This is a genomic window from Polaribacter septentrionalilitoris (assembly GCF_009832745.1).
Lineage (GTDB): Bacteria > Bacteroidota > Bacteroidia > Flavobacteriales > Flavobacteriaceae > Polaribacter > Polaribacter septentrionalilitoris.
On record NZ_VRMJ01000033.1, the window covers coordinates 255319 to 282174 of the forward strand.

The following is a 26856-nucleotide window of genomic DNA, read 5'->3' on the forward strand; positions in this document are numbered from 1 at the left end:
TTAAAATATTAAAAAGTCTTTTGACTTTAAAGTGTTTTTATCAATTGAGTATGCTGTAATTACATGATCAATCTGTTTAATTTTATGTATCGTTTTCAAAATAAATTCATATTCAGATTCTCCACAAATTTTTAAAAAAAAATCTACTTTTTTCTTCTCTGGAATCAGATATGTCTTTGTTTCTGATGTTAACAATAATTCATTTGATACGGTTTGATTTTCTCTTCTATAGCTATTTGCTATTAAAAACCAATCAAAATCATATTTTACGTTTTCATAATTATAAATCGAAAATGTTGCTTTCTTATTTTGCCTTTTAAATTCTAAATCTTTTTGAGCTTTAGAAAAATGCGTATTTAAGTTTTTGTTAAGCAGATAAGCAAGTTTGTAGTCTTCTAAAGTAGAATGGATTCCTATTAAAGAATATTCTTCTTCGCAAAATTCGTCCATTTCTAAAGCGTAAACCTGCATAAATTATAACGAGTTATAGTTTTTATGAGTAAGCTAAATTACGAATTTGTTTATGAGTTTTTGTGTTAATTTAACGATAACGTTTTCGTGTTGTTTAGCCTAATGTAATTTCTTTTTGAAAAGCATAATATACTCTTTTAGATGCTTGCTCTTCTGCTTTCTTTTTAGATGTAGCCCTACCTTTGGCAATCTGTTCACCATCAATACTAATTTTTACACTAAAATGTTTTATTGATTCGTTTCCGGAATCTTCATAAGTATCAAAAGAATATTTCTTTTTTTGTTTTTGACACCATTCTATAATCAATCCTTTGTAGCTTGTAATTTTACCTTCTAATTTTTCAATATCTACATAAGGTATAATTACATTTTCATAGATAAATTTTTGGCATTTATTGTATCCTTTATCTAAATAAATAGCGCCAATTAATGCTTCAAAGATATTTCCGTGAATATTATCGCCAACATTAGCTTGATCTATATTACTCTTTACAAAACGAATTAAATCTAAGTCTTTTCCTAACTCGTTTAAATGCTCTCTACTTACAATTTTAGAACGCATTTGTGTGAGATACCCTTCTGAACCTGTTGGTACTTTTCTATATAAATAAGCAGCAATCACAGAACCTAAAATAGAGTCTCCTAAAAACTCCAAACGTTCATAGTTGATAGGAATTCCTTTTTTATCAACAATTTGTAAAGATCTATGTGTAAATGCCTTCTTGTATTTATTGAGGCTTCTTGGAGAAAAATTGAGTAGTTTTTTTAATTCGTTATATAGATGTGTGTCCTCTTCTGATTGAGGTTTAACTATTTTACGAATAAAATTCATACAATATTATTCTTCTAACTTTCTAAATGCAACACAAGCATTATGTCCTCCAAATCCAAAAGTATTGCTCATGGCTACTTTAATTTCTCGCTCTTGCGCTTTATTTAAAGTTAAGTTCAATTCTGGATTGATATTCTCATCTATGTTAGCATGATTAATTGTTGGCGGAACAATACTATGTTTCATCGCTAAAATAGAAGCAATCGACTCGATAGCACCTGCAGCGCCCAACAAGTGACCTGTCATAGATTTCGTAGAGTTGATGTTGATGTTTTTTGCATGATCTCCAAAAACTTTAGATATTGCTTTTAACTCAGCTACATCTCCTAAAGGTGTAGATGTTCCATGAGTATTAATATGATCTACGTCTTCTGGTTGAATTCCTGAATTTTCTAAACAGTTTTTCATCACTTCAATAACACCAATTCCTTCTGGGTGAGGTGCTGTCATATGATGTGCATCAGAAGATAAACCTCCTCCAATAACTTCTGCATATATTTTTGCGCCTCTTGCTTTGGCATGTTCATAGGTTTCTAAAACAATTGCTCCTGCTCCTTCTCCTAAAACAAAACCATCACGTTCTGCATCAAATGGTCTTGATGCCGTTTCTGGACTTTCATTTCTTGTTGACAAAGCATGCATTGCATTAAAACCTCCCATACCAGCTATGGTTACAGCAGCCTCAGAACCACCAGTAACAATAACATCACAATATCCTAAACGAAGGTAATTTAAAGCATCTATCATAGCGTTTGCTGATGATGCGCAAGCGGATACTGTAGTATAGTTAGGTCCCATAAATCCATTTTTAATAGAAATATTTCCTGGAGCAATATCTGCAATCATTTTTGGGATAAAGAATGGATTAAATCTTGGAGTACCATCTCCAGAAGCAAAGTTTAATACTTCGTTCTGAAAAGTTTCTAAACCACCAATTCCTGCTCCCCAAATTACACCAACGCGTAATTTGTTGACTTTGTCTAGATCTAATTCTGCATCAGCAATAGCTTCGTCTGAAGCCACCATTGCATACTGCGTAAATCGATCCATTTTTCGCGCTTCCTTTCTATCAATAAAGTCAGTCGCTTTAAAATTTTTTAATTCACATGCAAAACGAGTTTTGAACTTGGCAGCATCATAGTACGTAACAGGTGCTGCTCCGCTAACTCCGTTAACTAAAGCGTTCCAATACTCTTCGATATTATTACCTATTGGCGTTAATGCGCCAAGTCCAGTGACTACAACTCGTTTTAACTGCATATAAAATTACTTTTTAGCTTCCTCGATATAGCTTACTGCTTGACCTACTGTACCAATGTTTTCTGCTTGGTCATCTGGAATTTGGATGTCAAATTCTTTTTCGAATTCCATTATTAATTCTACAGTGTCTAAAGAATCCGCTCCTAAATCATTAGTAAAGCTTGCTTCTGATGTTACTTCATTATCGTCTACGCCTAATTTGTCTACGATAATAGCTTTTACTCTTGATGCAATGTCTGACATAATTTTTGTTTTTAAAATTTTAATCGGGGCAAAAATACAAATCTTTATAATTATAACTAATATTTGCCCAAAAAATGATTACGAAAGATAAATAAAAATTCTTAATCTTCCTTTCAAATCAATGATTTTGTTAATATTTATTCTTTTTTTTGTAACTAAGATTTATAGATATGAAGCGTATTGTTGTTTTTGCTTCTGGTTCTGGTACGAACGCAGAAAACATTATTAAGTATTTTAATCAAACTAAGACAGCTGTTGTTACTAAAGTATTGTGTAACAATGAACATGCCAAAGTTTTTGAACGATGTAAAAACCTAAATATTAATTGTTTACACTTTAAAAGAAGTGAGTTTTCTTCTTCTAATTTTGTTTTAAATTTACTAAAAGAAGAAGCAGACTACATTGTTTTAGCAGGTTTTTTATGGAAAATTCCTGATGTAATTGTAGAAGCTTTCCCTAATAAAATCATAAATATTCATCCTGCTTTGTTACCAAAATATGGCGGAAAAGGGATGTATGGAATGAATGTTCACAAAGCTGTTGCAGAAAATAAAGAAACAGAAACTGGCATCACAATTCATTATGTAAATGAGCATTATGATGAAGGAGCCATCATTTTTCAGGCAAAAACTCAGCTAAATGATGATGATTCTCCTGAAAAAATTGCTGAAAAAATTCATATTTTAGAACAACAGTACTTTCCTAGAGTAATTGAAGAAGTAATATTGTCTGAAAATGCCTAAAAAAAAGTTTTATGTGGTTTGGAAAGGAAGAAAAACAGGGGTTTTTACTTCTTGGAACGCTTGTAAACGACAAATTGATGGTTTTGAGGGTGCACAATATAAATCTTTTATCAGTTTAGATGAAGCAGAAAAAGCATCTAAAGGAAAATACAAGGACTATAAAGGGAAAAACACTAAAAAACCGACATTAACTTCTTCTGAAAAAGTCAAATATGGTTCACCAATTTTAGAAAGCATTGCTGTAGATGCTGCTTGTTCTGGAAATCCTGGGCAACTGGAATACAGAGGTGTTTTAACGCATAATAAAAAAGAAATTTTTAGAAAAGGTCCTTACCAAAAAGGGACAAATAATATTGGTGAGTTTTTAGCTTTGGTGCATGGAATTGCCTTATTAAAGAGTAAAAACAAAGAAGATGTTCCTATTTATTCTGATTCTAAGATTGCGATGAGTTGGATTAAACAAAAAAGGTGTAAAACCAACATTCATTTTGATGCTTCTAATAAAGACTTATTAGCGTTGATTAAGAGAGCTGAAAAGTGGTTGAAAGAGAACACATTTAAAAATCCTATCTTAAAATGGGAAACCAAAGCTTGGGGAGAAATTCCTGCTGATTTTGGGCGGAAGTAAATTCCCATCCCAACCTTCCCAAAGGGAAGGAGTTAGCAAGTTTGTGTGAACTTAGATTTTTTTCTAAAGACTGAACCTACAAATTATACCCAATACTAAACATAATAATTCTGGGTAAAATAAACGTTCTACTATCCGAAATTACATAATCTGAAAAACCGTTGCTTTGTTTAAACTGTGCATTAAACAAATTTTGTGCAGAAATTTTATAAGACCATGCAGAGTTTTCGTTTTTATAAGATAAAGTTGCATTGGCTATTTCATAGACATTTTTTTGCCCTACTGTTTTATTCTGATAATTGCTTTTTGTGTAATCAAAATTGAAAATAAAACCATCTAAAAAATCATAATCTACATTTATAAAAGGTTCTGTTGTTACAAATTTTGAAGTGTTGTTACTAAAAATAAAACGTCCAACATCTTGTTTAAATCCTATTTCAACAGTAGGAAAATTATCAAACAAGGTTTCTATACTTACTTCATAATCATAACTCCTGTTTTTATTGGTTTGTAAAATATTATCTATTTGTTGTATGTATTGGTTGTTATTAAAACCCACATCAAACTTATATTTTAGCTTTTTTATCGTTTTTTCTAAATGTATATTTCCTTGCAGACTTTCTGATGGATTATCAAACAATTGTGCTGTTAAAAATTGATTAATTCTTAAAGCAGGATTTGTATTATTAGTATCAAACTGAACTTTGTTTCTAACACCTTTTATTTGCTTGTTATAATTGATACTTGCAAACAGCATTAAACCTCTATACAAACTAAACCTACTGTAATAAATACGTGCACTGTGAAACAAATTGTTAGAGAGGTTTTCATTTCCCTTAAAAACAGAATTATACGATTGTAAATAAAAACGATTCGCAAATCTACTAGCATCAGAAAAAGAAGTTTTTAAATTATAATTAATAGTGATTTTTTTTGATTTATTAAACTCAATTTTTGCTAAAAAATCGGGTAAAACCACCCATTTGTTTTTATTTGTTTGGGTTTGTTGATTTACTTGCCAATTGTAATTGTGCGCAAAAACACCTTGTTTTACGGTAAAAATTCCTGTTCTAAATTTGTAATGTACTCCAAAAAACAAATCGTTTAATTTAAAATCTAGATTGTTTCCAAAGCCGTTTGTATTAAAGTTATTGCTATTTCCATTGTCTAACGTTTGACTATCATTTGTAGAAAAATCTTCTAGTAACAATTTATTACCAACCGTTGAGTAAATATGATTGTTATTATTGATTTCCCAAAAATGTTTAAAAACTGCGTCAATATTTTGTTCTTGCGTATTTTTGAGTTGATTGATAAGATATACATTCTGATTGGTTACTGGAATCAATCCGTTAAAAGCATCATCTTGTGTTTCCCAAAAAGAGTTTTGATTGTTTTTATCAAACACATAATTAAATACTGATGAAAAAGTATGTTTATCTGATTGTCTTTTGTGCCATTCTATATTTAGATTGATGTAGGTTGCCTTTAAGTCTCTGTTCGTTACAATGGTATTTGTGTTTGCTGCTACCAAAGAAGTTAAGGAATTGTCTTTAGTATTGTTTGTTCTTTTTACTTGCGTTCTAGCATACCATTTTTCTTTATCATTGGGTGTATATTCTAAATTTAAGTTTCCAATTCCTAGAATATTATCTGCTTGGGTTGTATTGGTTCTGTCTTCTGTAAAGTTGGCATACTTGTTTTGAGTTTCTACTAAATTTTCGATATCTGAACTGGAAAAAATAGCATAGCCAGAAACATCTAATTTTGATGTAGCTGTTTTTGTAATATTGATTGCCCCAAATTTCTGTTTGCTTTCTAACACATCTCTACTTTCTAAAAACTGAGAAAAATTGCCACCTTTCCAACTAAAATTGCCTCTAAAAACAGCATTTATACCTCCAGAAAAACTCATATAGTCTCGAAACGTAAATGTTTTTTCGCCAATGTTATTCAAATTTCCAATAAAATTAACATTAGTTTTAGGTGAATAATAAAACAAATTTGCGCTAGTTTTATAAAAGTCTTTGTTGCCTTTACCAGCTTCTACATCACCAAAAACAAAACGTTTTTTATCTTCTTTAAGGTTGATGTTCATTGCCATATCATCAGAATCTGTTAAGCCTTTTAAAAACGAAACTTCGTTGTAATTGTCTATTACTTCTACATTGCCAACTGCATCTGCAGGTATGTTTTCTACAGCTAGTTTAGAATTACCTCCAAAAAACTTTTTGCCATCTACTAACATTTTGGTTACTTTTTTACCTTGTACTGTAACTCCGCCATTTTTATCAACCTCAACTCCAGGTAACTTTTTTAATACATTTTTTAGTTTGCGCTCAGAACCGTCTATAAATTTATCTGTTTTATAAGTAGTGGTATCTCCTCTAACCGTAACTGGCATTTCTATAACCACCTCATCTAATTGTTCTGAAGATTGTTGTAATACAAAGTCTTTTTTTATGTTTTTAGTTGCAACAAACTGATAATCTGTTGGCTTATATCCTAAATAAGAAATACTAATGGTTATGGTATCTCCTTTTTGTAATATTAGTTTGTAATAGCCTTCATTATCTGTAATGGCAAATTGTAAGTTTTTAGAAACATCTTTGGGTTTTGCAATTACGTTTGCATAAGGTAATGGGTTTTGTAGGCTGTCTTTTACTGAACCTGAAAGGGTTACTTTTTGAGAAAAAACTGTAATACTAAATAATAAAAGTGTAAAAATTAAGGTTTTCTTTTTCATAGATTATTATTGCCTTTTCTTTTTTAAGGAGTCAAAAAAAGATTTTGTTATTTCTTTAAATGCTTGTTCTGTGATTCTTTCTCCTTTTATTAGTTTTTTTAGTATAATTTTTTCTTTTGGATTTAAAATGATTTTAGAAGCACTTATTGTTCTATTGTACATTTCTACTAAAATTACCAACCCAGGCAAACCATTATATTCTAAGGGACCAAAACTTACTGGTATTTGAGGTGTAAACCACACAACAGGTTTCATCATTGTATTGGTAGATTCAATATCTATGGCCTTAAAACATAAATAACCACCTATTTGTTTAGACTCTTGGGTAATTTTCCATTTTTTCTCCTTTTTTTCTATTAAGAGATTTTCTCTTACATATTCCTTTAAATATTCTTTTGTACTTGTATTCTTATAAACTTTATTATCTCCACCAGCAAAAATTCTATTCATATTAAATGTTGACTTTCCTTCTACTTGCATTTTATCTTCTACATAGTATATAGACTCTCCGTTGATAAAATCTAAATAAGCATTTACATTAGGTGTGTTTTTATAAATGCTTCTTGCCCATTTATCCATTTTAGGGTTTTTAACTTTTCTATTTAAAAACAAAGAATCAATTTTTTTATCAGAAATTGGTGTCATAGAAGCTACATAAGTAACTTTACCACTAATGGTTTGAGAGTAGATAATTGTGTTTGTAAAAACGATAAATAATAAAATGATTTGCTTTTTCATAGGTTTTTAAACATTTATTTTAATTACCAAATATTCTTTTTTTAGCAGTTTTTATTTCTTTTTCATATTCTTCATAAGAAATCCGTTTACCACCTTTTGGCTCTTCTATTTTAATTTTTTCTTTAGGGTTTAATGTAATTTTAGTAGCCATAAATCTTATTTTCCCTACCTCTAATTCTAAAATTAAACCAGGTAGACCGTATTCTCCTTTAGGTCCAAAACTGATAGGAATTTCTGGTGTATACCATGCAATAACTTTACCTTTACTTCTAGTGGCTTTATATGTTAAATAACCATTTATTATTTTAGTTTCTTGTGTTAACTGCCACTCTAAATATTTATTGGTATAAATAAAACACTCACCTAAAACATCACAATCTTTAATTAAATAGGTTTTTGTTTGATCATTATAATAATATCTTTTAGAGCCTCCTGCACTTGTTTTGTTAATTCTTTGACCTAAATCATGTATATCTGTACTTAATTTTTCCTCTACAACAAATAAACCTTCCTTCCCTGAAAAAGACAATTTTGATCTTATCGCTTTTGTATATAAATAAACCTGATCAAGAGATTTTAGCAAAGCTTTATTTTTTATGCTTTTTCTTTTTGTTGATAAATATTCATCTAATTTTTTACTACTAATAGTTGATTCATAATGAACAATTCCAGAAAAGCTTAATTGCCCATAAATAATTGAATTAATAAAAATGATGAAAAGTAAAATGATTTTCTTTTTCATAGGTTATAAATTATTAACTTCTTTTACCAAAGATTCCTTCAGCTATTTTTTTAACCTTTTTATTGTATTCTTTATCAGAGATTTCAATACCGTTATTTAATTTGCTAATTTTTATTTCTTGTTTTGGATTTAGTATTATTCGTTTTGCTTTAAAAATAATACTTGGTTCTTCTAATTCTAAAATTAGACCAGGTAAACCACTTTCAGCTTTCGGTCCAAAATTTACAGGTATACTAGGTGCATACCAAGCAATAATATTAAATGATCTTTTCTACCTTTTATAGTTCTAATTGCTTTGTAACATAAATAACCAGCAATATTTTTGGTTTCTTGTTTTAGTTGCCATTCTTTAAAATTGCTTGAAATAATAAAACATTCTCCTAAAGTTTTACAATTTTTTTCTTTGTTTTGTTTTGTTGTTGAGTTTGAATAGAAAATGTTTGAACCTCCAGACCATCCATAAATAAATCGTTCTGCAATATCGTTATGTTCTAAATTTAACTTTTCCTCTACTTTAAAAATTGCTTCATCATTTAAAAATGTTAATTTAGATTTTACGCTTTTTGAACTTAAATACACTTTATCAAAAGCATCAACACTCATTTTTTTCTTTAGATTGCCTCTTTTTTTAGATAAGTAACTTGTCACTCTCTTATCACTAATGGTAGATTCATATTCTATTATACCACTAAATTTTGATTGGGCAATTACACTTGTTTTTATAACTAAAAACATTAATAATATATAAATCTTAGTATTTATCATGATTTTTGTTTAAAATTGGTGTGTAGAAATTTTCGATTCCTATACTATCAAACTTTTCTCTAGAGATAGTGTTTTCATCTTTAGGAAATTCTATTTTAAAATCTTTTTTATTAAACCTTTAACAATACTATCATATTTTTTCAACGATATTTTTATACCTTTTTTAGGCTCAGTTATTTTAAAATTTGAATTATTCAGCTTGATCTTTGTTACTTGAAAGATTTCTCTTTCAGTTTCTAATTCAAGAATCAGCCCTGGTAAACCGCCAAATACGTATGGTCCATAACTAAGTGGAATATCTTGAGAATACCACCCAATAATAATATCATACTTTAATTGCCCTTTTGAGTTCTTATATTGTCTTTTTGAAATAGCTTTATAACATAAATAATTACCAATTTTTTTTGTTTCATTCTTCAATTCCCAGTTTAAAAATGGAAAAGGATAGTTGATTATAAATGTCTCACCACCTCTTTCTTTTTGCCTAAGTAATGTTTTATTCAAACTATTTCTATATATAATTCCACTATAACCTGCAGAACTTAATTTTGACAATAATAATGATTTTCTATCTTTAAAGATTTTCTTTTCTTTTTCAAAAATAGACAATGAATCATTAAAATGTAATATATATGTAACTGATTTATCAGCAGTTATAATCATATCATTAATATCTTTGTTTGATTTTTTTTCAAAAATCTTATCTTTTGTTTGTTTTTTATAAAAAATAGTCCCGCTCTTATTTTGGCTAAAACAAAAATTTGAAATAAAAATTATTAATAGTAAAGCCTTCATTTTATATATTTTAGTTAATTCTTTATTAGTCATTTTTTTTTTATTGAAAGAATAATGAGTCTATTTAAATAATGACTCATTATCCCAATCATTCAATTATTAAAGATCACAAAGTTGAAGTAATAATTCATAAATTTCAAATGCTCGATCTTGTCCTCCTGGAGAGTCCCAATCAAGGCTTTCAACATATTGTTGAGCTGAATCATAACAATCATTATAACCAATTTCTTTATTCATTTCTTTCGCATTCATAATAGTCCCTGCTGTAAAAACAAAAACCATTCCTAATATTAATTTTTTCATAATATAAAATTTTGTAATCCAAATTTTTATTTGGATTGATTAGTTAAAATATTTTAGAACTTTATATGAATTAACAAGTTTAAAATTCTATAAAACTTGTAGAAAAAATGGTACTTTTGCAACACTTCCTCTGTTTGTTGTTGTTTATTTACATAAGCATTTGTTTTAAGTGATACATTTATTTACACGATTTTTATATTTCTTAATTCCGCAAGCGGAGGTTTTTATAGGCAGTAGGCAGTAGGCAGTAGGCAGTAGGCAGTAGGCAGTAGGCAAAACTAAAACTTACTATAGCCACAATTACTTATATATCTTTTTCTTTTTTACTATTAGGCAACTTTTCTTTTTCATAGCAATTTCTTTCTCCAAATTTGAGAAACTTTTTTTTAGCTAGCAAAGAAATCGATTTCCATTTTCGACTAACGGTTTTCAGTGATACAATCTTCTCACGGTTTTCCGTTAGTCGAAAATGGAAAGTTAAAAAACACATTTTTGCATTATATTTGATGTTGAAAAGAAAAAAGGAGAAATGAGTAAAAAAATTACTATTGAAAAACTTCAATTAAAATCTAGCAAAGTATTGTCTGAAATTGCTGAAAGAAGACAAGAATTAGGTATTTCTCAAGCAGATTTGGCTTATCAATTAAATATGACTCCAAGTGGTTATTTTAAAATTGAAAAAGGAGAGTCTAAGTTAGATTTAATTAGGCTGTTTGAAATTGCTCATTATCTAAATATAGACGCTAAAAAGTTATTTTAACTCAAAAAACCCAAAACGAAAATTCGTTTTGGGTTTTTAATATTACTAAGATTTCTCGATACTATTTTCTCATAAATTCGAAAATCGTTCGAAATGACATTGATAATTCTTAAACAGAAGCCTTCATCAACTCTCTGTTCATTCTTGCAATGTTGTCTAAAGAAATTCCTTTAGGACATTCTACCTCACAAGCTCCAGTATTGGTACAGTTTCCAAAGCCTTCTAAATCCATTTGTGCCACCATATTTTGTACACGATCTGCAGCTTCTACTTGTCCTTGTGGTAATAAAGCATATTGAGATACTTTTGCACCTACAAATAACATTGCAGAACTGTTCTTACAGGTTGCTACACAAGCACCACAACCAATACAAGTTGCAGCATCCATTGCTGTATCTGCTGCTTCTTTAGCAATAGGAATTGAATTTGCATCTTGTGTGTTTCCTGAAGTGTTTACAGAAATATAACCTCCTGCATGCTGTATTCTATCAAAGGCAGAACGATCTACAACTAAATCTTTAATTACTGGAAAAGCTGCTGCTCTAAATGGTTCTATAGTAATGGTATCACCATCATTAAACATACGCATGTGTAATTGACATGTTGTAATACCTCTATCTGGGCCATGAGCTTCACCATTTATATACATAGAACACATCCCACAAATACCTTCTCTACAATCGTGATCAAATGCTACTGGTTCTTCACCTTTAGCTACCAAACCTTCGTTTAAAACATCTATCATTTCTAAGAAAGACATGTGTTCTGAAATTTCAGTTACTTTATAATCTACCATTTGACCCTTTGAACTAGCGTCTTTCTGTCTCCAAATTTTAAGTGTTAAATTCATTTTTTTTAGTTTTTGGTTTTTAGTTGTTTGTTGTTAGTTTTTGTTTCCAGAAACCAACAACCATCAACCATAAACTATATTATTTATAACTTCTTTCTTTTACTTCTATATTCTCGTACTCTAATGCTTCTTTATGTAATACAGCATCTTTAGGCTCACCTTTATACTCCCAAGCAGACACAAATTGGAATTCTTTTAATCGTTTTGCTTCACCTTCTGGTGTTTGATGTTCTTCTCTAAAATGTCCTCCAGCAGATTCTTCTCTAACTAAAGCATCCTTTGCAAATAATTCTCCTAATTCTAGAAAATCTGCAACTCTACCTGCTTTTGCTAATTCTTCATTATACTCATCTGCACCTCCAGGAACTGAAACATTTTTCCAGAAATCTTTACGTAGTTCAGAAATTTCTGAAATGGCTTCTTTTAAACCTTCTGCGTTTCTAGACATACCACATTTATCCCACATGATTTTACCTAATTTTTTGTGGTAGTAATCTACAGAATGTGTTCCTTTATTGTTAACAAAGAAATTGATGTTGTCTTTAACTGCTTTTTCTGCTTCATCAAATTCTGGAGTTTCTGTTGATATTTTTCCTGTTCTAATATCATCAGATAAATAATCTCCAATAGTATATGGTAACACAAAATAACCATCTGCTAAACCTTGCATTAATGCTGATGCTCCTAATCTGTTTGCTCCATGGTCTGAGAAATTAGCCTCACCAATACAATACAATCCAGGAACAGTAGTCATTAAGTTATAATCTACCCAAACACCACCCATTGTATAGTGTACTGCTGGATAAATCATCATTGGTGTTTCGTATGGATTTTCATCTACAATTTTCTCATACATCTGAAATAAGTTACCGTATTTTGCTTTTACAATAGCTTTTCCTAATTCTTTGATTTTTGCATCAGAAGGATTGTTGATATTTTTAATTTTTGCTTGTTCTGTTCCATATCTAACAATAGCAGCAGCAAAATCTAAATATACAGCTTCTCCTGTTGCATTTACACCATAACCAGCATCACAACGTTCTTTTGCAGCTCTAGAAGCAACATCACGTGGAACTAAATTACCAAAGGCAGGATAACGTCTTTCTAAATAATAATCTCTTTCGTCTTCAGATAAATCTGTAGGTTTTTTCTTTCCTTCTCTAATTAATTTTACATCATCTAAATTCTTTGGAACCCAAATTCTACCATCGTTTCTCAACGATTCTGACATTAAGGTTAATTTCGATTGATAATCACCTGAACGTGGAATACATGTTGGGTGAATTTGTGTATAACAAGGATTTGCGAAATACGCTCCTTTTTTATGGATTTTCCAAGCCGCAGTTACATTTGAACCCATTGCGTTGGTTGATAGGAAATATACGTTTCCATATCCTCCAGAACCTACAACAACAGCATGTGCTGAATGACGCTCGATTTCTCCTGTTACTAGGTTTCTTGCTATAATTCCTCTTGCTTTTCCATCAACAATAACAACATCTAACATTTCGTGTCTGTTAAACATCTCTATTTTACCACGAGCAATTTGTCTGTTCATTGCAGAATATGCTCCTAATAATAATTGTTGTCCTGTTTGTCCTTTCGCATAAAAAGTTCTAGAAACTAAAACTCCACCAAAAGAACGGTTGTCTAATAAACCACCATAATCACGTGCAAAAGGAACTCCTTGTGCTACACATTGATCGATAATATTTGCAGAAACCTCTGCCAAACGATATACGTTTGCTTCTCTTGAACGGTAATCTCCACCTTTTACAGTATCATAAAATAATCTGTAGGTAGAATCACCATCTCCTTGATAGTTTTTTGCAGCATTAATTCCTCCTTGAGCTGCAATTGAATGTGCTCTACGTGGAGAATCTTGATAAGCAAAAGCTTTAACATTGTAGCCTAACTCTGCTAATGTTGCAGCAGCAGAACCACCAGCTAAACCTGTACCCACTACAATAACATCGATGTGACGTTTGTTGGCAGGGTTTACCAAGTTAATTTTGTCTTTATATAATGTCCATTTATCTTTTAGTGGACCTTGAGGTATTTTTGAATCTAAAGCCATAGTTGTATAAGATTAATGGTTAAAGTGATGATAAAGTGCGATAAAGATGAATCCTAAAGGCACTAGTATTGAATAAGCGATTCCAACTTTCTCTAATTTTTTTCTTAAAGAAGCTGCTCCAACAGATTGAAAGGCAGAGGTAAAACCGTGAGCTAAGTGCAATCCTAAGAAAATAAATGCTAAAACATATGCACCCACTCTTAAAGGATTTACAAATTTATGCACTAATTCTTCGTGATAACGTAAACCTTCAATTCCTTCCATTGTTCCAGACCAATCTCCTTGGATAAATTTTGTATTAATTTCTGGAAACCAAAAATCGATAAAGTGTAACAATATAAAAGCAAGAATAGTTATTCCGCTTAAAATCATATTTCTGCTAAACCATGTAGAGTTTGCAGCTCCATTGTTTTTGGCATATCCTGCTCCATTGGCTTTTCTGTTTTTTAGTTCTAAAATGAAACCCATTACAAAATGGAAAACAACAGCAAATATTAATACTGGCTGTAATGCAAATTGTACTAATGGATTTGTACCCATGAAATGGGATACTTCATTAAATAGTTCTGGACTAAAAACAGATAAAGTATTTATTGCTAAATGCTGTAACAAAAAGAACATCAGGAAAAAAGCTGATAGCGCCATTGATACTTTTCTTCCTATAGAAGATTTAAAAAATCCGCTCATTATATATTTGGTTAAAAATTTTCTGAACAAATTTACGGCTAAAAGCAGCTACAAACAAAAAATTCAAATTGTTTTACGGTTATTTAGAATAATTATAAAAATAACTGCTCATAGTTTTGTTTAAACTCTTTTAAAATGATAAAAATCAGCAATAAATTACTGTTGTTTACATATAGAATTATTAATTAGGTTTAAAAATTACGTTTTATCTGAAGCTATCAAACATTTGTTGTTTTTCCATTTTCCTTTTAACTCTTCTTTTGAAATCACTTTTCCATCACATGTTAAAAAATTTCCAGCTGCATCTTTCTTAATAATTTTCATTTTTCCCTGATGAATGGCATTGATAATTCTATAGATCAATCCTTTTTGAGAAACTTTGCTTCCTTTACTCATCAGTTTTAAGCCTTCTTCATTATTATGTAAATCCATAATAGAAGAAATTTCATCCGGCACAACACCATCTTCTAACTTGTTTTTTTTATAGGTTAAATAGTTTTCTTTTTCATGAGCTTTACCTAGAGAACGTGCTGCACTTTCCCCAATTTCTTGACACAAACGTGCCATCCAATATGCATGTCTAAACGCATCTACTTGTCCTCCAGATTTATCACCATCTAATAAGTTGCTTTTTACGATTGAATCTGCAACACGATTTGCTTCTTTAGAAATTTCTAATGATTTTTTTGCTTTAAAAGGATGAAATATGACCCAAGTTCGTTTTGGTCCAGAAAGACTAAAAAAACTTTTTAGATTAGACTGAGAATACAAATTTATTGATAACAAGAATGTAATTGCTAAAAGCGTTTTTTTCATTTTATTTTATTGAATATTTATAATATTAATTATCTTTTTGTTGAACAGAATCTCATCTCCTTTTTTCTTCCCTAGCAAGAGTTTACCTATTGGAGATGAAACAGAAATTGCAAAATAACTCCTTGCATTATACATCAATTTACCTGCCGAAATTGATAAAAAATAATTTGCTGTATTGGTTTCTATAATGCTTCCTATGTGTCCAATATCCGATTTTTTTGAAACGTCAATTTTAGATAAGATGTGTTTCATATGATTGATTCCTTCTAATTGCTGACTCGCTTTTTCCATTTCTAATTGCAACATGGCACGTCCTGTTTCGTGTTTATCGCCAGCAGAACTTTTGGTTTCAGATTGTAGTCCTTTTTGGTTAGAAGTAATTATTTCTTCTACCGTTTGTAAACGTTTGTTTACAAAGTTTTCACATTGGTTAAAAAGTTCTTGTTTAAGATTCATTATCTAGTATAAAAGCAAAGGCACCATAATTTCCATGATGCGTTTTAGAAAGGGTTTTGGGTGTTTTTTCATCATTTTGATAAATAAAAGGGATGCCTAAAGCATTTTTTTTAATTTGTACTACTGATGAAAAATAAGTTTGTATTTTTTTATCGATAATTTTGGTTGTATTCAAATTATTATCAATAAAAAATGACTCTGAAACCATTTTTATATCATTTTTTTCTGTTGCAGTCGTATAAATATAATTATTTGATATTCTGTATTTTATATAATAAAAAACGTTGTTAAATTGTACAATTCCACTTTGGTTAGAAAGTATTTTACATAAAAATATTTTGGGTGCAAAAAAACGTTTTTGAAACTGCTGAACATGGCATTTGTAAGCAGCTTCTTTCATGCTCCAAAACAACCAAACTTGCTCAAATGGGTTTTCTGATTTTAAAATGGCAGCTTGCTCTTTTTGGGTGAATTGCTTTTCTAAAAAACCTGGTCTTTGCCAATTACTTTGTGTTTTGGCAAGGTTTAAATCAACAATATCGTTTCCTATTCTAAGCATTCATTTTATCTTGAATAATACCAACTGTAGCTTTTACGGATAACATTTTTTCCATAGAATCATTATCAATATGAATGTCAAATTCATCTTCAACATCTAAAATAATGTCTACCAAATTTGCCGAATTTATTTCTAAATCGTTAATAAAATCGGTTTCTTCAGACATGTTTTTAAACCCTTCTTCATTCTGAATATAGGGTTTTACAATGGTAGTTAACTTTTGTATGATTTCTTCTTTTTTCATTTTATTCTGAATATTTTTCAGACCTCGCAGGTTTTAAAAACCTTTGAGGTCTTTAAGTACAAACTAATTATATTTCTTAAAGATAACACAAGCGTTTACATCACCAAAACCAAAACTTGCTTTTGCTAAAATAGTAATGTTTGTGTCTGTTTTTTTTGTCGGAATTTTATTTTTGTCAATCAACGATACAATTTCTGGATGTACATCTTCACAATTGATATTTGGAAACACAAATTGCTCTTTTATTTGAATAACAGAAGCCACACATTCTATAGCTCCAGCTGCTGCTAAACAATGCCCAACTTGCGATTTTAACGAATTTATCAAAGGAAAATTTGCTCCTTTTCTACCCAAAGCTTTGGTCCAATTTTCTATTTCTAAAGCGTCTTTTGTGGTCGCTGTTAAATGTCCATTTATGACGTCTATTTCTTTGGCAGAAATTTTAGCATCTGCAATGGCATTTGTAATACATTTCTGAACAGCCTCTGCATTGGGTGCTGTTAAAGTACCTCCATTTCTTTGTCCTCCAGCATTGATATTTCCACCTAAAACCTCTGCATAAATAGTCGCGTTTCTTGCCAATGCACTTTCTAAAGATTCTAAAACCAAAGCTCCACCTCCACTTCCAGGAACAAACCCTGAAGCAGTTGCACTCATAGGTCTAGAGCCTTTTTCTGGCGATTCATTATGCTTGTAAGTCATAACTCTCATTGCATCAAAACCACCCCAAGTGTATAAACTGCTGTCGCTTGAACTCCCAACCAACATTCGTTTTGCTTTTCCGTTTTTAATACGTTCAAAACCCATTAATAAAGCTTCTGTACCTGTTGTACAAGCAGATGAATTTGTGGTTACTTGATTGCCAAAACCTAAAATTCCGCTCAAATAAGCAGTTACACCACTTGCCATAGTTTGCAATACAGATGTACTTCCTAAACGTCTTACTTTTTGCTCGTCAATTTTGTAAATGGCTTCTCTAAATTTCTCAATTCCTGAGGTTCCTGTACCAAAAATTAATCCTGTATCATAATCTAAAGGTGAGTTTTCATCTACAGTAAAACCAGCATTTTTCCAGGCATCTATGCCTGCCATAACTCCGTATAAAATAGAAGTTGAATTGAAACCTCTTAATTGTAATGGTGTTAAATATTCTTGTATTTTTTCTTCGGAAACCTCTGGAATTCCACCAATACAACAAGAAAAACCTTTGTCTTTTAAATTTTGATGAAATGTAATGCCTGATTTGCCAGATTTTATGGCATTTGTAAACGCTTGTAAACCTACCCCATTTGGAGCAACTACACCTAAACCTGTTATAACGACTCTGTTTTTCATTTTATTAAGCGATTATCATTCCAGAAATTTCACCTCTACAAACCAATTCATTTTTAGTATTCACCATTTTTACTTCGCATTTTAACTTGTTGAATCTAAAATAAACTTTTTCTGAAATTACGGTTACTTTTTCATTGGGTAAAACTGGTAAATAAAAATCTACATGATTAGATGTTAAGGCAATTTGTGGTTTTTTAGTTGATCCTATTTCATCTTTCAACAAAAAAATACCCAAACAAACTACACCAATTTGTGCCATGGTTTCTGTTAAAATTACACCTGGTGTTATTGGTTTATCTTTAAAATGTCCTTCGTAAAAAAACTCATTTTCTTTGTATGTATAAGTTCCTTTAACTCCATTTTCATCAATTTCTAGAATTTCATCAACAAACAAAAATGGTTTTTGATAGGGTAGATTATTTATGATGAGTTGGTTATTCATTTTTGTTAACTTCATTTCACAGACCTCACAGGTTTTAAAAACCTGTGAGGTCTTGTTTTTTTATTATTCTAAAGTTAATGATTCTAAAATACTTACTTGTTTAATTTTATGAGAATCAATAAAATTTTGTTTGTCTTCAAAAATCTTTATAACATCTTCTCTCAATAAACTTGTATTTTATCTGATAAAATTGAATTGAATGAAGAGTGTTTATAGTTTCTGAAATCGTCAATAAATTCGTGATGACTTGGCTTTAAATGCACATAAATTATTAAGTTTTTCAAATATTCTTCAGTGTCTAACTTTATTCTTGAAAAACGATCTTTAAATAAGCTTCCATTTCTTCCGTATTTTTTATTAATACTTTTTGAATATGAATTAAAAAGATTTGAGAACGATTGAGAAATATCTTTTGATAGTATATTTTCTTTCGTTTTAATGATAAAGTGAAAGTGATTTTTTAACAGGCAATATGCTAAAATATCGCAAGTTTTTAAAAGATGTTTTTTTACTAATTTTAGAAAGTAAGGATAGTTTTGTTCTTCAATAAAAATATTCTCCTTATTATTTCCACAATTATAAATGTGGTAAAAAGAATCTTCAACTAAAACTTCATATTTCATTTTGCTCTTTTTTTAACAGACCTCACAGGTTTTAAAAACCTGTGAGGTCTAAATTACCATTCTAACAATATACGTTGTGCAGAAAATCCTGGTCCAAAACTTAACATAATTCCACGTTCGCCTTTTTGCGGATTTCTATCCATAAATCGTTCTAAAACATACAAAACTGTAGCACTAGACATATTGCCATACAAACGTAAAACTTCTTTTGTATCATCTATATTTTTACCTAAAACACCAAATAATTCTTCTACGGTTTGTACTATTTTTTTTCCTCCTGGATGAAAAATTAAGTGATCTACATCGTTAATCGTTAAATTATTTTTTTCTAAAAAAGGATGAATGATTGCAGGAAAATGGTCTGCAATTTTCTGTGGAACTTCTTTATCTAAAATCATTTGCAAACCTGTATTTACCAATTTAAAACCCATCATATTTGTGGCGTCATAAAAATGATACATGGCTTCGTCTATAATTGTTGGGCCTTTATCTTCTTGATAAGAAGACAAAATTACTGCTGAAGCTCCATCACCAAAAATAGCTGCTGAAACAATATTTGTCATCGAAAAATCTTCTAACTGAAACGTTGCTGTGGGTGCTTCTACAGCAATAACTGCTGCTCTTTTATTTGGATTTGCTTTCAGGAAATTTTTGGCATAAATAATTCCAGAAACACCAGCTGCACAACCCATTTCTGTAACTGGTAAACGCACAATATCTTGTTTCATTCCTAAGGAGTTTATCAGGTATGCATCTACTGAAGGAATCATAATTCCTGTACAACTTACAGTAATTATATAGTCTATATCTGTGGGTTTTAAACTCGCTTTTTCTAGCGATTTTTTTAAAGATTGTTCTGCCAATTGTACTACTTCTCTTGTATAAATATCATTTTTTTCTTCAAAAGAAGTGGCTGTAAAAACTTCTTCTGGATCCATAATAGAATAACGTTTGTCTACAGCAGCACCTTCAAAGAGTTTGACTACTTTTCGTTGAAAACGCTCTTCTTGATTTTGCATCCATAATTTTACAAACGGAATAATATCTTTGGTTTCTTTATAATATTTGGGTAGCTGTTTGGCTACTGATTTTATTTTTACTTTCATTTTATTTTTTTATAATCCACAGAAAACGAAATGCCCATTTCCAGGTTATACTATATTTTAAATTGTCACACTGAGCTTGTCGAAGTGTTTTTGAAATTCTTTCTAAATCTTTTCGTTTAAATCCTCTTAATACAGAGGTTAATCCGTCTTCAATAATCATTTTATTGCTAATAAAAACAGACAGTAATAGAAACAAATAATAGGCTAATGTATGTCTGTGTAAATCGTTAACAACAATGCCAATTTTGGTTTGTTTGATTGTGTTTTTTAAAAAAGAAACCAATTGTTCTTCTTTAAAATGATGCAAAAATAAGGTGGCTATCACCACATCAAAGGTTTCCGATTTAAAATCTTCAGAAAAAATATCCTGAGTTTTAAAACTCAATTCTGGATATTCTACAGACAATTCGTTAGCATAATCTATGGCTGTTGGGTTGGCGTCTACACCAATTAATTTGAATTTATAGCCTTCTTTACGCCCAAATTTTGCAACATCTCTTAAAATATCTCCATGACCACAACCAATATCTACAATGGAAATTTCTTCTTCTTTTGGGTGATTTTTTAAGAGCGCCTTTAAACCATTTACAGTTACTTTATTACCTCCTAACCACCTGTTAATTTTCTCTAATTTATCTAAAGTATCTCGTAACAAATCACCACCAATCGAAAAATCGTCCATCAACTCTTCTTTGTCTGTTCTTTGTTTTGTGTTGATGAAAAAATCCATTATTGATTTCTAAAGTTTGATTGGTTTTCCATGCGTTTGTTTGATAATTACAGGTAATAAAAATGGCATTCTCTTTAAAATTGATAATAAAAACGATGCAATTTTGTCTTTTCTAAACAACATTGCTATAAAATGACCCGCTTTTAAACGCCACTTAAATTGCTTGTTCCATTGTCTAATATAAAGATTTTCGAGTTGTTTTCTCGATTCAATTTTATCATTCAAGTAATTTAGAATCAGTTTAGATGCTATTTGTGCAGATTGTATTGCCATACTCATTCCATTTCCACACAGTGGATGAATCATTCCTGCTGCATCACCAGACATAATGATATGGTTTTCTACTGGTTTTTTGGTTTCAAAAGAAATTTGACTGATGGATAAAGGTTGCTCCCAAAATGGAGTTGCATTTTGAAACATTTCTTTTAAAAATGTGTTTTTAAAAACCACATTTTCTTGAAAATCAGTAATGTTTTTGTGTTTTTTAAAAGATGAAAAATTGGTAATGTAACACAAGTTGATCACATCATTTTCTACTTTAGAAACACCACAATAACCGCCTTTAAAATTGTGTAAAGCCACTTTATTTTTAGGAAAATTGCCTTTTACATGAATTTTTACACCTAAATAAGGCGATTTTTTCTGAATAAAATCACGTTGCATTTTTATATCTAACAAACTGCGTTTACCAAAAGCACCAATACAAATTTTAGCTGTAAATTTCTTATTTTCTTTGGTTTCAACAGTAAAAACATCTTTCTTAAAATTAACCTGTATCACTTGATCTTGTAAAATTGCTACACCATTTTCTTTGGCTTTTTTATACAATTCGAAATCTAAAGTGTAACGTGAAATGCCAAAACCGCCCAAAGGTAATTTTGCAGCAATCACTTTATTTTTTGTGGTAGATAATTGAAAATCATCAATTTTTACAGCACCAAAATCAAATGGATTGATGTTTAAAAACTCTAAATATGGTAAAACTTCATTCGAAATATATTCGCCACAAACCTTGTGTTTTGGGTAGCTGTTTTTTTCTATCAATAAAACTTTTTTATCGAATTTAGATAAGTGAATTGCATTGCACAAACCTGCTAAACCTCCACCTGCTATAATAATATCGTATTCCAAATTATCTTTATTCATCTAATAATGCTGCTAATTCTTTACCTACCAAACTGCCAATTGCAACGCCCATTCCTCCTAAACGAACACCACAAAAAACATTTTCTGAAACTGGTTTTACAATTGCTTTTTTCTGACTTCCAACGCCCATAATTCCACTCCATCTATGTTCAATTTCAAAATTGGTATTTGGTAAAATGGTATCTTTCAAAATTCTTTCCAATTCATTTTGAATGATTGTAGTTTGTCCAAACTCTGTAGTTTCTTCTGTTTCAAAATCTAAATTTCTACCTCCACCAAATAAAATTCTATCATCAATATTTCTAAAATAATAATAGCCTTTATCTAAATGAAACGTACCTTTTATATGTAGATTTTTTATGGGTTTTGTAATGAGTACTTGCGCTCTTGCTGGTTGTATTTTTTCATTTAAAAGTTGATTGGCAAAACCATTTGTAGCAATGAATAATTTATGGGTTTTAAACGTTATTTTATTCGTTTTTATGGCAACTTTATCTCCTGTTTCTGTAAAACTATCAACCAAAATATTATTTAAAATTTTAACGCCTAATTGTTGTACTTTTAAAAGCAACTGATGCATCATTTTACCAGTATTTACTTGACCTTCAAAAATATTTACAAAATGATTGGGAGCTACATTTTTAAAACCAAATACATCTGGTTTTACCCAAAAAACATCTTTTTTAAAAATTGGTTTTAGTAATGTATTTATAGTATCTTTTTGTGATTTACATTCTTCAAAAAATGCTTCGTTTTCAAACAATTCATATCCAAAGTTTTGTTGAAAGTCGATGTTTTTATCACCCAAATTTTGTCTCAATAATTGGAGACCTTTCCAACGTTTATCAACTAAATTAAAAATCTCTTGTTCTGAGTGTGTTTTTAAATCGTCTATCAATTCAGATAAGCTACCAAAACAAGCAAAACCAGCGTTTTTTGTGCTGGCTCCTTGGGGTAACATGCCTTTTTCTAAAATTAAAATAGTTGCTTTTGGATGCTTTTTCTTTAGCTCTAAAGCACAATTTAAGCCTACAATGCCACTACCAACAATTGTAAAATCGATGTTTGTAAACCATTCTTTGAGTTCCCAGTAACTAAAGTTCATTTTAAGGTGATTTTTATTTTAGACCTCACAGGTTTTAATACCTGTGAGCTCTTTTTCAAAATGATTTATAAATATTTTTCAAAACAAATACTGTTTTCCATTCCTATATATTGCCCATAATTGGGTATGATTTTATAGTTGCATTTTTTGTAAAATTTTACAGCCTCTACTTGTCTTTTTCCTGTTTCTAAAACACATTTTTTAGCACCCAATTCTTTTGCCCAAGTTTCTAATTCAGTAAGAATTTTTTGTGCAACTTGTTTTCCTCTAAAATCAGGAGAAACATACATTCTTTTTACTTCCATAGAACGTGTTGATTCTTTATCAAACGTCTTTATGGCACCACAACCTACAGGCACTTTATCCATATAAAAAACAACAACGTGTTGCAAAACATCTATATGGTTAAACTGATTGTAAAAGTCGTGTTCATCTCCATCTGTAACTTTTAAATACGCGTCTAAATCTTATACCAAGTTGATAAAATCTTTATTTTTTGAATTGGTTCTTACTATTTTCATAATTATTTTAACACAAAGACCTTTCAGGTTTTAAAAACCTGAAAGGTCTTAAAAGAATATTTTTCTCAAAAATCAAATTGTAATTGCACCCAAACTGGTTCTTTTTTTTCTGTATTTAAGTTTCCAAAAGAAATACCTAACAATCGCACAGAATTCAACAACTTTTCTTGATACAAAAGCTCTTTTACAATGGGCATAAATTCTGTTTTTAATTGTAAAAAATTTGGCACTGTTTTACTTCTGGTTTGTTGTGTAAAGTCAGAATATTTTATCTTTAAAGTTACCGTTTTTCCTTTTGTGTTGGCTTTTATCATTCTTCTTTCTAATTCATCTGCAATATTTTCTAGTTTTTTTAGCATAAATATTTCTGATGAAATGTTTTCTCTAAAGGTTCTTTCTGCTCCTAAAGATTTTCTAATTCTATTCGGTTTTACTGGACTATTGTGAATTCCGCGAACAATATTGTAATAATGCGCACCTGACTTTCCAAATAATTGTACCAACTCTTCCAATGTTTTTTTCTTTAAATCGTTACCCACAAAAATGCCCAAATTATACATTTTAGCTGCAGTAACTTTACCTACGCCATAAAATTTATTGACGGGTAATTCCTCTAAAAATTGTAAAACTTCCTCTGGATGAACTGTTTTTTGACCATTTGGTTTGTTTATATCAGAAGCAACTTTGGCAATAAATTTATTTATTGAAATTCCTGCAGAAGCACGCAAACCTGTTTCATCATAAATTCTTTGTCTAATTTCTCTGGCAATATCATTTGCAGACGGATTCCCTTTTTTGTTTTCTGTAACGTCTAAATACGCTTCATCCAAAGAAAGTGGTTCTACCAAATCTGTATACTCATAAAAAATTTCTCTAATTTTTGCTGAGAGTTCTTTATACCTTGCAAAGTCTGATTTCACAAAAATAATATGAGGGCATTTTTGTTTTGCCAATACATTGCTCATTGCCGATTTTACACCAAATTTTCTAGCTTCATAACTGGCTGCAGAAACTACACCTCTATCTCCACCTCCACCAACAGCAATGGGTTTACCTCTTAATTCTGGGTTGTCTAATTGCGCTACAGATGCATAATAAGCATCCATATCTACATGAATAATTTTTCTATATTTCTCTAAATTTTTCAATACTTGTAAAAATACGACATATCTTTCCTTTGTAAAATATTCTTAATTTTAAAAAACGTATTTTTGATAGATAAATCATAAAAATTACCATGAAAAAATTACTCTTTTTATCAATAGCTATTTGTTTTTTTTCTTTTACTCAAAACGTAAACGCTCAATCTTTTGGGGACTTAAAAAACAAAACTTCAGTTTTAGACAAAACTGCTAAATACAAAGCTTTATTAGACAAACCAGAAGTTCAAAAAAAGGTAAAAGAACAATTGGTAAAAAATACAAGTTTAAGAGACAAAGCCATTAATTTTCTTAAAAATGACCCTGGTGTAAAAAATAAAGTATTGGGTCTAATTAAAAAAACGCCTCTTTCTAAAAATAAATTAATGTCTAACATTTTAAAAAACCCAGATTTGGTAACTAAAATTATGGGGTTTATAAAAAGTAATCCTGATATTCTAAAAAAAGTAATGGGGCTAATTGGAATGTAGTTTAGCTTAAAAAAGCTATACTTTTTGTAACTACTTTTTGCAATTCTTTTGACATTTCATTAGATTTCCAAGGATGAGAAACATTAAAAACATGGTCTGCATTTTTAATAATTTCAAACTCACTTTTAGGATTCCATTTATGTAGATTTTCTCCTTCTTTTATAGAAATAGAAGTATCTGCATCACCATGAATTATTAAATGTGGAATGGTCATATTTTTAGCTGCTCTTTCAATATTTAGGCGTTCTTCGTTTTCTTTAAAATTGATGTAAAACTGATAAAAGTGAGGCATTTGTTGTTTGGTACGTCCGTTTACAACATATTTAACCCCTGTTTTTTTCCAGTTTTCTAAATCGCCAATGGTTGATGATCTTGAACCAAAATCGCACACTGCAGCTAAAGAAATTACTTTTTTTACACGATCATCTTCTGCTGCTTTTAAAGTTACAATCCCTCCACCTCTACTATGTCCAATAATAGAAATATCGTTAGAATTTATTTCATTTTTAAATTTATCTTCGGATGAAATCCAATCTAAAACACTTTCTAAATCGTCTAATTCTTTTGTGTAATTGTTGTTTCCAAAAGCTTCTAAATCAGGAAAATCAATTGGGTTTTCTGCAGTACCACCATTATGAGAAAAATTGAATTTTACAAAGAAAAAACCAACTTTAGCAAATGCTTCTGCCATTAAATTCCAAGCACCCCAATCTTTAAACCCTTTGTATCCGTGGCAAAAGACAACTACTTTTTTGGGTTGATAATTTTCTTGATAAAAAACATCAGTTACAATTGGTTTTTGATGTTTACCATCAACAATTAGATTTTTAAGAATTTTCATTTTTAGATTTTTATACTACAAATTTAAGGAAAGTAAATAAAGCAAAACCTGCTGTGATATAACATAAAATTAAGTTGATATTTTGTGTAAAACTCCCTGTTTTTTGCTGAATTTTTGGTGCATATTTTCCATATAAATATAAAATAACATAAGCTCCTGTTACTGAACCAATCACGAAAATAAATATAGAAACAACTTCAAAATTCATCATATTAAAGCCTACTAAGAATGCAGTTACTCCAGAGAAAAAGGGAATTGCAAACATATTTAGCGTAGACAATAGTAGACCTGTAAGAAAGGAATTTTTTGTTTCTTTTTTATGTTTAATTTGTCTCTTCTCTTTGGTATTCTTTTTAAAAAAGTAAATAGATAATCCTAATAAAACTATAACGCCTAATTTTTCTAAAAGCGCTAAAAATTCTGGGTTTTTACTAACATAATTTGTTAGGTAAATAGAGAGACTTGCTTGTACAAAAACAATTAACGAAACTCCCAAACTAAACTTGGTAAATTCTTTTTGATTGCTATCTATTCGGATTTTTAACGCAGTCATATTTAAAACACTTGGAGGTGTGTACCCTAAAAATGCAAAAAGAAATCCGAATAAAAAAAGAGACAACATAGTTATAGTTTATAACAATTCTGTCGCAAGCTTTTTAAAA

32 protein-coding genes and 1 pseudogene are annotated in these 26856 nt (G+C 30.0%); 4 read left to right on the plus strand and 29 right to left on the minus strand.

The genetic code is table 11. The features are described 5' to 3' along the window. From FP421_RS08370 to FP421_RS08385, 4 genes are all read right to left on the minus strand, one after another. Entirely contained in the window at positions 1 to 471 is a 471-nt protein-coding gene (locus tag FP421_RS08370) for an IPExxxVDY family protein (protein WP_159949550.1), read from the minus strand. Positions 472 to 565: 94 nt separating this feature from the next. After that, a complete protein-coding gene (gene rnc / locus FP421_RS08375) occupies positions 566 to 1303 on the minus strand; it encodes a ribonuclease III (RefSeq protein ID WP_159949551.1) in 738 nt (245 codons plus the stop codon). A 6-nt stretch (positions 1304 to 1309) separates the two neighbouring features. Further along, positions 1310 to 2563, minus strand: coding sequence for a beta-ketoacyl-ACP synthase II (gene fabF / locus FP421_RS08380; protein WP_159949552.1), 1254 nt, complete (start codon positions 2561 to 2563; stop codon positions 1310 to 1312). Positions 2564 to 2569: 6 nt separating this feature from the next. Beyond that, positions 2570 to 2806 (minus strand): acyl carrier protein, encoded by a 237-nt coding sequence (locus FP421_RS08385; protein WP_144896032.1) that lies wholly within the window; start codon positions 2804 to 2806, stop codon positions 2570 to 2572. Between the two features lie 170 nt (positions 2807 to 2976). On the opposite strand from FP421_RS08385, the gene purN reads away from it, so the two are divergent. Then, positions 2977 to 3549, plus strand: a complete 573-nt coding sequence (purN, locus tag FP421_RS08390) for a phosphoribosylglycinamide formyltransferase (RefSeq protein ID WP_159949553.1) — start codon at positions 2977 to 2979, stop codon at positions 3547 to 3549. Next, positions 3542 to 4177 carry a ribonuclease H1 domain-containing protein gene (locus tag FP421_RS08395; RefSeq protein ID WP_159949554.1) on the plus strand — a complete coding sequence of 212 codons (636 nt, stop codon included), beginning with the start codon at positions 3542 to 3544 and terminating at the stop codon, positions 4175 to 4177. Before purN ends, FP421_RS08395 begins: the two co-directional genes overlap by 8 nt. Before the next feature lie 76 nt (positions 4178 to 4253). Here FP421_RS08395 and FP421_RS08400 read toward each other — a convergent pair whose 3' ends face one another. The 7 genes from FP421_RS08400 to FP421_RS08430 all read right to left on the minus strand — a co-directional run bounded on the left by FP421_RS08400 (position 4254) and on the right by FP421_RS08430 (position 10266). Then, positions 4254 to 6923: a carboxypeptidase-like regulatory domain-containing protein gene (locus tag FP421_RS08400; protein ID WP_159949555.1), complete on the minus strand. Its 2670-nt coding sequence runs from the start codon at positions 6921 to 6923 to the stop codon at positions 4254 to 4256. A gap of 6 nt (positions 6924 to 6929) precedes the next feature. Next, on the minus strand, positions 6930 to 7661 hold the full coding sequence (locus FP421_RS08405) for a GLPGLI family protein (protein WP_159949556.1): 732 nt from the start codon (positions 7659 to 7661) through the stop codon (positions 6930 to 6932). Positions 7662 to 7680: 19 nt separating this feature from the next. After that, complete coding sequence (locus FP421_RS08410) at positions 7681 to 8403, minus strand: GLPGLI family protein (RefSeq protein ID WP_159949557.1); 723 nt, start codon at positions 8401 to 8403, stop codon at positions 7681 to 7683. 13 nt (positions 8404 to 8416) lie between these two features. Then, the gene (locus FP421_RS15330) at positions 8417 to 8659 is read right to left on the minus strand and encodes a GLPGLI family protein (RefSeq protein ID WP_159949928.1); all 243 of its coding nucleotides are present in this window, start codon (positions 8657 to 8659) and stop codon (positions 8417 to 8419) included. Next, positions 8626 to 9168, minus strand: coding sequence for a GLPGLI family protein (locus FP421_RS08420; protein WP_159949558.1), 543 nt, complete (start codon positions 9166 to 9168; stop codon positions 8626 to 8628). The genes FP421_RS15330 and FP421_RS08420 overlap by 34 nt, the downstream gene beginning before the upstream one ends. A 90-nt stretch (positions 9169 to 9258) precedes the next feature. Then, on the minus strand, positions 9259 to 9996 hold the full coding sequence (locus tag FP421_RS08425; protein ID WP_159949560.1) for a GLPGLI family protein: 738 nt from the start codon (positions 9994 to 9996) through the stop codon (positions 9259 to 9261). 66 nt (positions 9997 to 10062) lie between these two features. Next, positions 10063 to 10266, minus strand: coding sequence for a hypothetical protein (locus tag FP421_RS08430; RefSeq protein WP_159949562.1), 204 nt, complete (start codon positions 10264 to 10266; stop codon positions 10063 to 10065). A gap of 529 nt (positions 10267 to 10795) precedes the next feature. Here FP421_RS08430 and FP421_RS08435 point away from each other — a divergent pair. Next, complete coding sequence (locus tag FP421_RS08435) at positions 10796 to 11026, plus strand: helix-turn-helix domain-containing protein (RefSeq protein WP_159949564.1); 231 nt, start codon at positions 10796 to 10798, stop codon at positions 11024 to 11026. 109 nt (positions 11027 to 11135) lie between these two features. On the opposite strand, the gene FP421_RS08440 is transcribed toward FP421_RS08435, so the two are convergent. The 16 genes and pseudogenes from FP421_RS08440 to dinB all read right to left on the minus strand — a co-directional run bounded on the left by FP421_RS08440 (position 11136) and on the right by dinB (position 24871). Then, positions 11136 to 11876, minus strand: coding sequence for a succinate dehydrogenase/fumarate reductase iron-sulfur subunit (locus FP421_RS08440; protein ID WP_159949566.1), 741 nt, complete (start codon positions 11874 to 11876; stop codon positions 11136 to 11138). Positions 11877 to 11955: 79 nt separating this feature from the next. Next, positions 11956 to 13953 carry a fumarate reductase/succinate dehydrogenase flavoprotein subunit gene (locus FP421_RS08445; RefSeq protein ID WP_159949568.1) on the minus strand — a complete coding sequence of 666 codons (1998 nt, stop codon included), beginning with the start codon at positions 13951 to 13953 and terminating at the stop codon, positions 11956 to 11958. A gap of 12 nt (positions 13954 to 13965) precedes the next feature. Further along, entirely contained in the window at positions 13966 to 14640 is a 675-nt protein-coding gene (locus tag FP421_RS08450) for a succinate dehydrogenase cytochrome b subunit (protein ID WP_159949570.1), read from the minus strand. A 198-nt stretch (positions 14641 to 14838) separates the two neighbouring features. Beyond that, positions 14839 to 15456, minus strand: coding sequence for a DUF6973 domain-containing protein (locus tag FP421_RS08455; protein WP_159949572.1), 618 nt, complete (start codon positions 15454 to 15456; stop codon positions 14839 to 14841). A 6-nt stretch (positions 15457 to 15462) separates the two neighbouring features. Continuing rightward, a complete protein-coding gene (locus FP421_RS08460) occupies positions 15463 to 15912 on the minus strand; it encodes a GreA/GreB family elongation factor (RefSeq protein WP_159949574.1) in 450 nt (149 codons plus the stop codon). Continuing rightward, complete coding sequence (locus tag FP421_RS08465; protein WP_159949576.1) at positions 15902 to 16471, minus strand: 4'-phosphopantetheinyl transferase family protein; 570 nt, start codon at positions 16469 to 16471, stop codon at positions 15902 to 15904. The genes FP421_RS08460 and FP421_RS08465 overlap by 11 nt, the downstream gene beginning before the upstream one ends. Beyond that, positions 16464 to 16715 (minus strand): acyl carrier protein, encoded by a 252-nt coding sequence (locus FP421_RS08470; RefSeq protein WP_159949578.1) that lies wholly within the window; start codon positions 16713 to 16715, stop codon positions 16464 to 16466. Before FP421_RS08470 ends, FP421_RS08465 begins: the two co-directional genes overlap by 8 nt. Positions 16716 to 16778: 63 nt before the next feature. Further along, positions 16779 to 18050 (minus strand): beta-ketoacyl-[acyl-carrier-protein] synthase family protein, encoded by a 1272-nt coding sequence (locus FP421_RS08475; RefSeq protein ID WP_159949580.1) that lies wholly within the window; start codon positions 18048 to 18050, stop codon positions 16779 to 16781. Positions 18051 to 18054: 4 nt separating this feature from the next. After that, positions 18055 to 18492 (minus strand): 3-hydroxyacyl-ACP dehydratase FabZ family protein, encoded by a 438-nt coding sequence (locus FP421_RS08480; protein WP_159949930.1) that lies wholly within the window; start codon positions 18490 to 18492, stop codon positions 18055 to 18057. A gap of 161 nt (positions 18493 to 18653) precedes the next feature. Then, complete coding sequence (locus FP421_RS08485) at positions 18654 to 19115, minus strand: transposase (protein WP_236548080.1); 462 nt, start codon at positions 19113 to 19115, stop codon at positions 18654 to 18656. A gap of 53 nt (positions 19116 to 19168) precedes the next feature. Then, a complete protein-coding gene (locus tag FP421_RS08490) occupies positions 19169 to 20221 on the minus strand; it encodes a type III polyketide synthase (protein ID WP_159949582.1) in 1053 nt (350 codons plus the stop codon). 1 nt (position 20222) lies between these two features. After that, positions 20223 to 20951, minus strand: coding sequence for a methyltransferase domain-containing protein (locus FP421_RS08495; protein WP_159949584.1), 729 nt, complete (start codon positions 20949 to 20951; stop codon positions 20223 to 20225). 9 nt (positions 20952 to 20960) lie between these two features. Then, positions 20961 to 22097, minus strand: coding sequence for an NAD(P)/FAD-dependent oxidoreductase (locus FP421_RS08500; protein WP_159949586.1), 1137 nt, complete (start codon positions 22095 to 22097; stop codon positions 20961 to 20963). After that, positions 22090 to 23202 carry an NAD(P)/FAD-dependent oxidoreductase gene (locus FP421_RS08505; protein ID WP_159949588.1) on the minus strand — a complete coding sequence of 371 codons (1113 nt, stop codon included), beginning with the start codon at positions 23200 to 23202 and terminating at the stop codon, positions 22090 to 22092. Before FP421_RS08505 ends, FP421_RS08500 begins: the two co-directional genes overlap by 8 nt. 65 nt (positions 23203 to 23267) lie before the next feature. After that, positions 23268 to 23723: pseudogene (locus FP421_RS08510) on the minus strand (GNAT family N-acetyltransferase). A gap of 65 nt (positions 23724 to 23788) precedes the next feature. Next, positions 23789 to 24871, minus strand: coding sequence for a DNA polymerase IV (dinB, locus tag FP421_RS08515; protein WP_159949590.1), 1083 nt, complete (start codon positions 24869 to 24871; stop codon positions 23789 to 23791). 89 nt (positions 24872 to 24960) lie between these two features. Between dinB and FP421_RS08520 the strand changes: the two genes are divergently transcribed. Further along, positions 24961 to 25353, plus strand: a complete 393-nt coding sequence (locus FP421_RS08520; RefSeq protein ID WP_159949592.1) for a hypothetical protein — start codon at positions 24961 to 24963, stop codon at positions 25351 to 25353. Between the two features lies 1 nt (position 25354). On the opposite strand, the gene FP421_RS08525 is transcribed toward FP421_RS08520, so the two are convergent. Then, entirely contained in the window at positions 25355 to 26194 is an 840-nt protein-coding gene (locus tag FP421_RS08525) for an alpha/beta hydrolase family protein (protein WP_159949594.1), read from the minus strand. A 10-nt stretch (positions 26195 to 26204) separates the two neighbouring features. After that, on the minus strand, positions 26205 to 26816 hold the full coding sequence (locus FP421_RS08530) for a LysE family transporter (RefSeq protein ID WP_159949596.1): 612 nt from the start codon (positions 26814 to 26816) through the stop codon (positions 26205 to 26207). Between the last annotated feature and the right edge of the window lie 40 nt (positions 26817 to 26856).

Excerpts from the sequence above, each read along its gene's own strand:
- FP421_RS08490 (WP_159949582.1), bottom strand. The coding sequence starts at position 20,221 with ATGAAAGTAAAAATAAAATCAGTAGCCAAACAGCTACCCAAATATTAT.
- FP421_RS08430 (WP_159949562.1), bottom strand. The coding sequence starts at position 10,266 with ATGAAAAAATTAATATTAGGAATGGTTTTTGTTTTTACAGCAGGGACT.
- FP421_RS08465 (WP_159949576.1), bottom strand. The coding sequence starts at position 16,471 with ATGCTTAGAATAGGAAACGATATTGTTGATTTAAACCTTGCCAAAACA.
- FP421_RS08480 (WP_159949930.1), bottom strand. The coding sequence starts at position 18,492 with ATGAATAACCAACTCATCATAAATAATCTACCCTATCAAAAACCATTT.
- purN (WP_159949553.1), top strand. The coding sequence starts at position 2,977 with ATGAAGCGTATTGTTGTTTTTGCTTCTGGTTCTGGTACGAACGCAGAA.
- FP421_RS08395 (WP_159949554.1), top strand. The coding sequence starts at position 3,542 with ATGCCTAAAAAAAAGTTTTATGTGGTTTGGAAAGGAAGAAAAACAGGG.
- FP421_RS08445 (WP_159949568.1), bottom strand. The coding sequence starts at position 13,953 with ATGGCTTTAGATTCAAAAATACCTCAAGGTCCACTAAAAGATAAATGG.
- FP421_RS08460 (WP_159949574.1), bottom strand. The coding sequence starts at position 15,912 with ATGAATCTTAAACAAGAACTTTTTAACCAATGTGAAAACTTTGTAAAC.
- FP421_RS08435 (WP_159949564.1), top strand. The coding sequence starts at position 10,796 with ATGAGTAAAAAAATTACTATTGAAAAACTTCAATTAAAATCTAGCAAA.
- FP421_RS08500 (WP_159949586.1), bottom strand. The coding sequence starts at position 22,097 with ATGAATAAAGATAATTTGGAATACGATATTATTATAGCAGGTGGAGGT.
- FP421_RS08470 (WP_159949578.1), bottom strand. The coding sequence starts at position 16,715 with ATGAAAAAAGAAGAAATCATACAAAAGTTAACTACCATTGTAAAACCC.
- FP421_RS08530 (WP_159949596.1), bottom strand. The coding sequence starts at position 26,816 with ATGTTGTCTCTTTTTTTATTCGGATTTCTTTTTGCATTTTTAGGGTAC.
- FP421_RS08455 (WP_159949572.1), bottom strand. The coding sequence starts at position 15,456 with ATGAAAAAAACGCTTTTAGCAATTACATTCTTGTTATCAATAAATTTG.
- FP421_RS08410 (WP_159949557.1), bottom strand. The coding sequence starts at position 8,403 with ATGAAAAAGAAAATCATTTTACTTTTCATCATTTTTATTAATTCAATT.
- FP421_RS08370 (WP_159949550.1), bottom strand. The coding sequence starts at position 471 with ATGCAGGTTTACGCTTTAGAAATGGACGAATTTTGCGAAGAAGAATAT.
- rnc (WP_159949551.1), bottom strand. The coding sequence starts at position 1,303 with ATGAATTTTATTCGTAAAATAGTTAAACCTCAATCAGAAGAGGACACA.
- FP421_RS08485 (WP_236548080.1), bottom strand. The coding sequence starts at position 19,115 with ATGAAATATGAAGTTTTAGTTGAAGATTCTTTTTACCACATTTATAAT.
- FP421_RS08505 (WP_159949588.1), bottom strand. The coding sequence starts at position 23,202 with ATGAACTTTAGTTACTGGGAACTCAAAGAATGGTTTACAAACATCGAT.
- FP421_RS08385 (WP_144896032.1), bottom strand. The coding sequence starts at position 2,806 with ATGTCAGACATTGCATCAAGAGTAAAAGCTATTATCGTAGACAAATTA.
- FP421_RS08495 (WP_159949584.1), bottom strand. The coding sequence starts at position 20,951 with ATGGATTTTTTCATCAACACAAAACAAAGAACAGACAAAGAAGAGTTG.
- FP421_RS08400 (WP_159949555.1), bottom strand. The coding sequence starts at position 6,923 with ATGAAAAAGAAAACCTTAATTTTTACACTTTTATTATTTAGTATTACA.
- FP421_RS08420 (WP_159949558.1), bottom strand. The coding sequence starts at position 9,168 with ATGATAAATACTAAGATTTATATATTATTAATGTTTTTAGTTATAAAA.
- FP421_RS08425 (WP_159949560.1), bottom strand. The coding sequence starts at position 9,996 with ATGACTAATAAAGAATTAACTAAAATATATAAAATGAAGGCTTTACTA.
- FP421_RS08450 (WP_159949570.1), bottom strand. The coding sequence starts at position 14,640 with ATGAGCGGATTTTTTAAATCTTCTATAGGAAGAAAAGTATCAATGGCG.
- FP421_RS08475 (WP_159949580.1), bottom strand. The coding sequence starts at position 18,050 with ATGAAAAACAGAGTCGTTATAACAGGTTTAGGTGTAGTTGCTCCAAAT.
- fabF (WP_159949552.1), bottom strand. The coding sequence starts at position 2,563 with ATGCAGTTAAAACGAGTTGTAGTCACTGGACTTGGCGCATTAACGCCA.
- FP421_RS08405 (WP_159949556.1), bottom strand. The coding sequence starts at position 7,661 with ATGAAAAAGCAAATCATTTTATTATTTATCGTTTTTACAAACACAATT.
- FP421_RS08520 (WP_159949592.1), top strand. The coding sequence starts at position 24,961 with ATGAAAAAATTACTCTTTTTATCAATAGCTATTTGTTTTTTTTCTTTT.
- FP421_RS08525 (WP_159949594.1), bottom strand. The coding sequence starts at position 26,194 with ATGAAAATTCTTAAAAATCTAATTGTTGATGGTAAACATCAAAAACCA.
- FP421_RS08440 (WP_159949566.1), bottom strand. The coding sequence starts at position 11,876 with ATGAATTTAACACTTAAAATTTGGAGACAGAAAGACGCTAGTTCAAAG.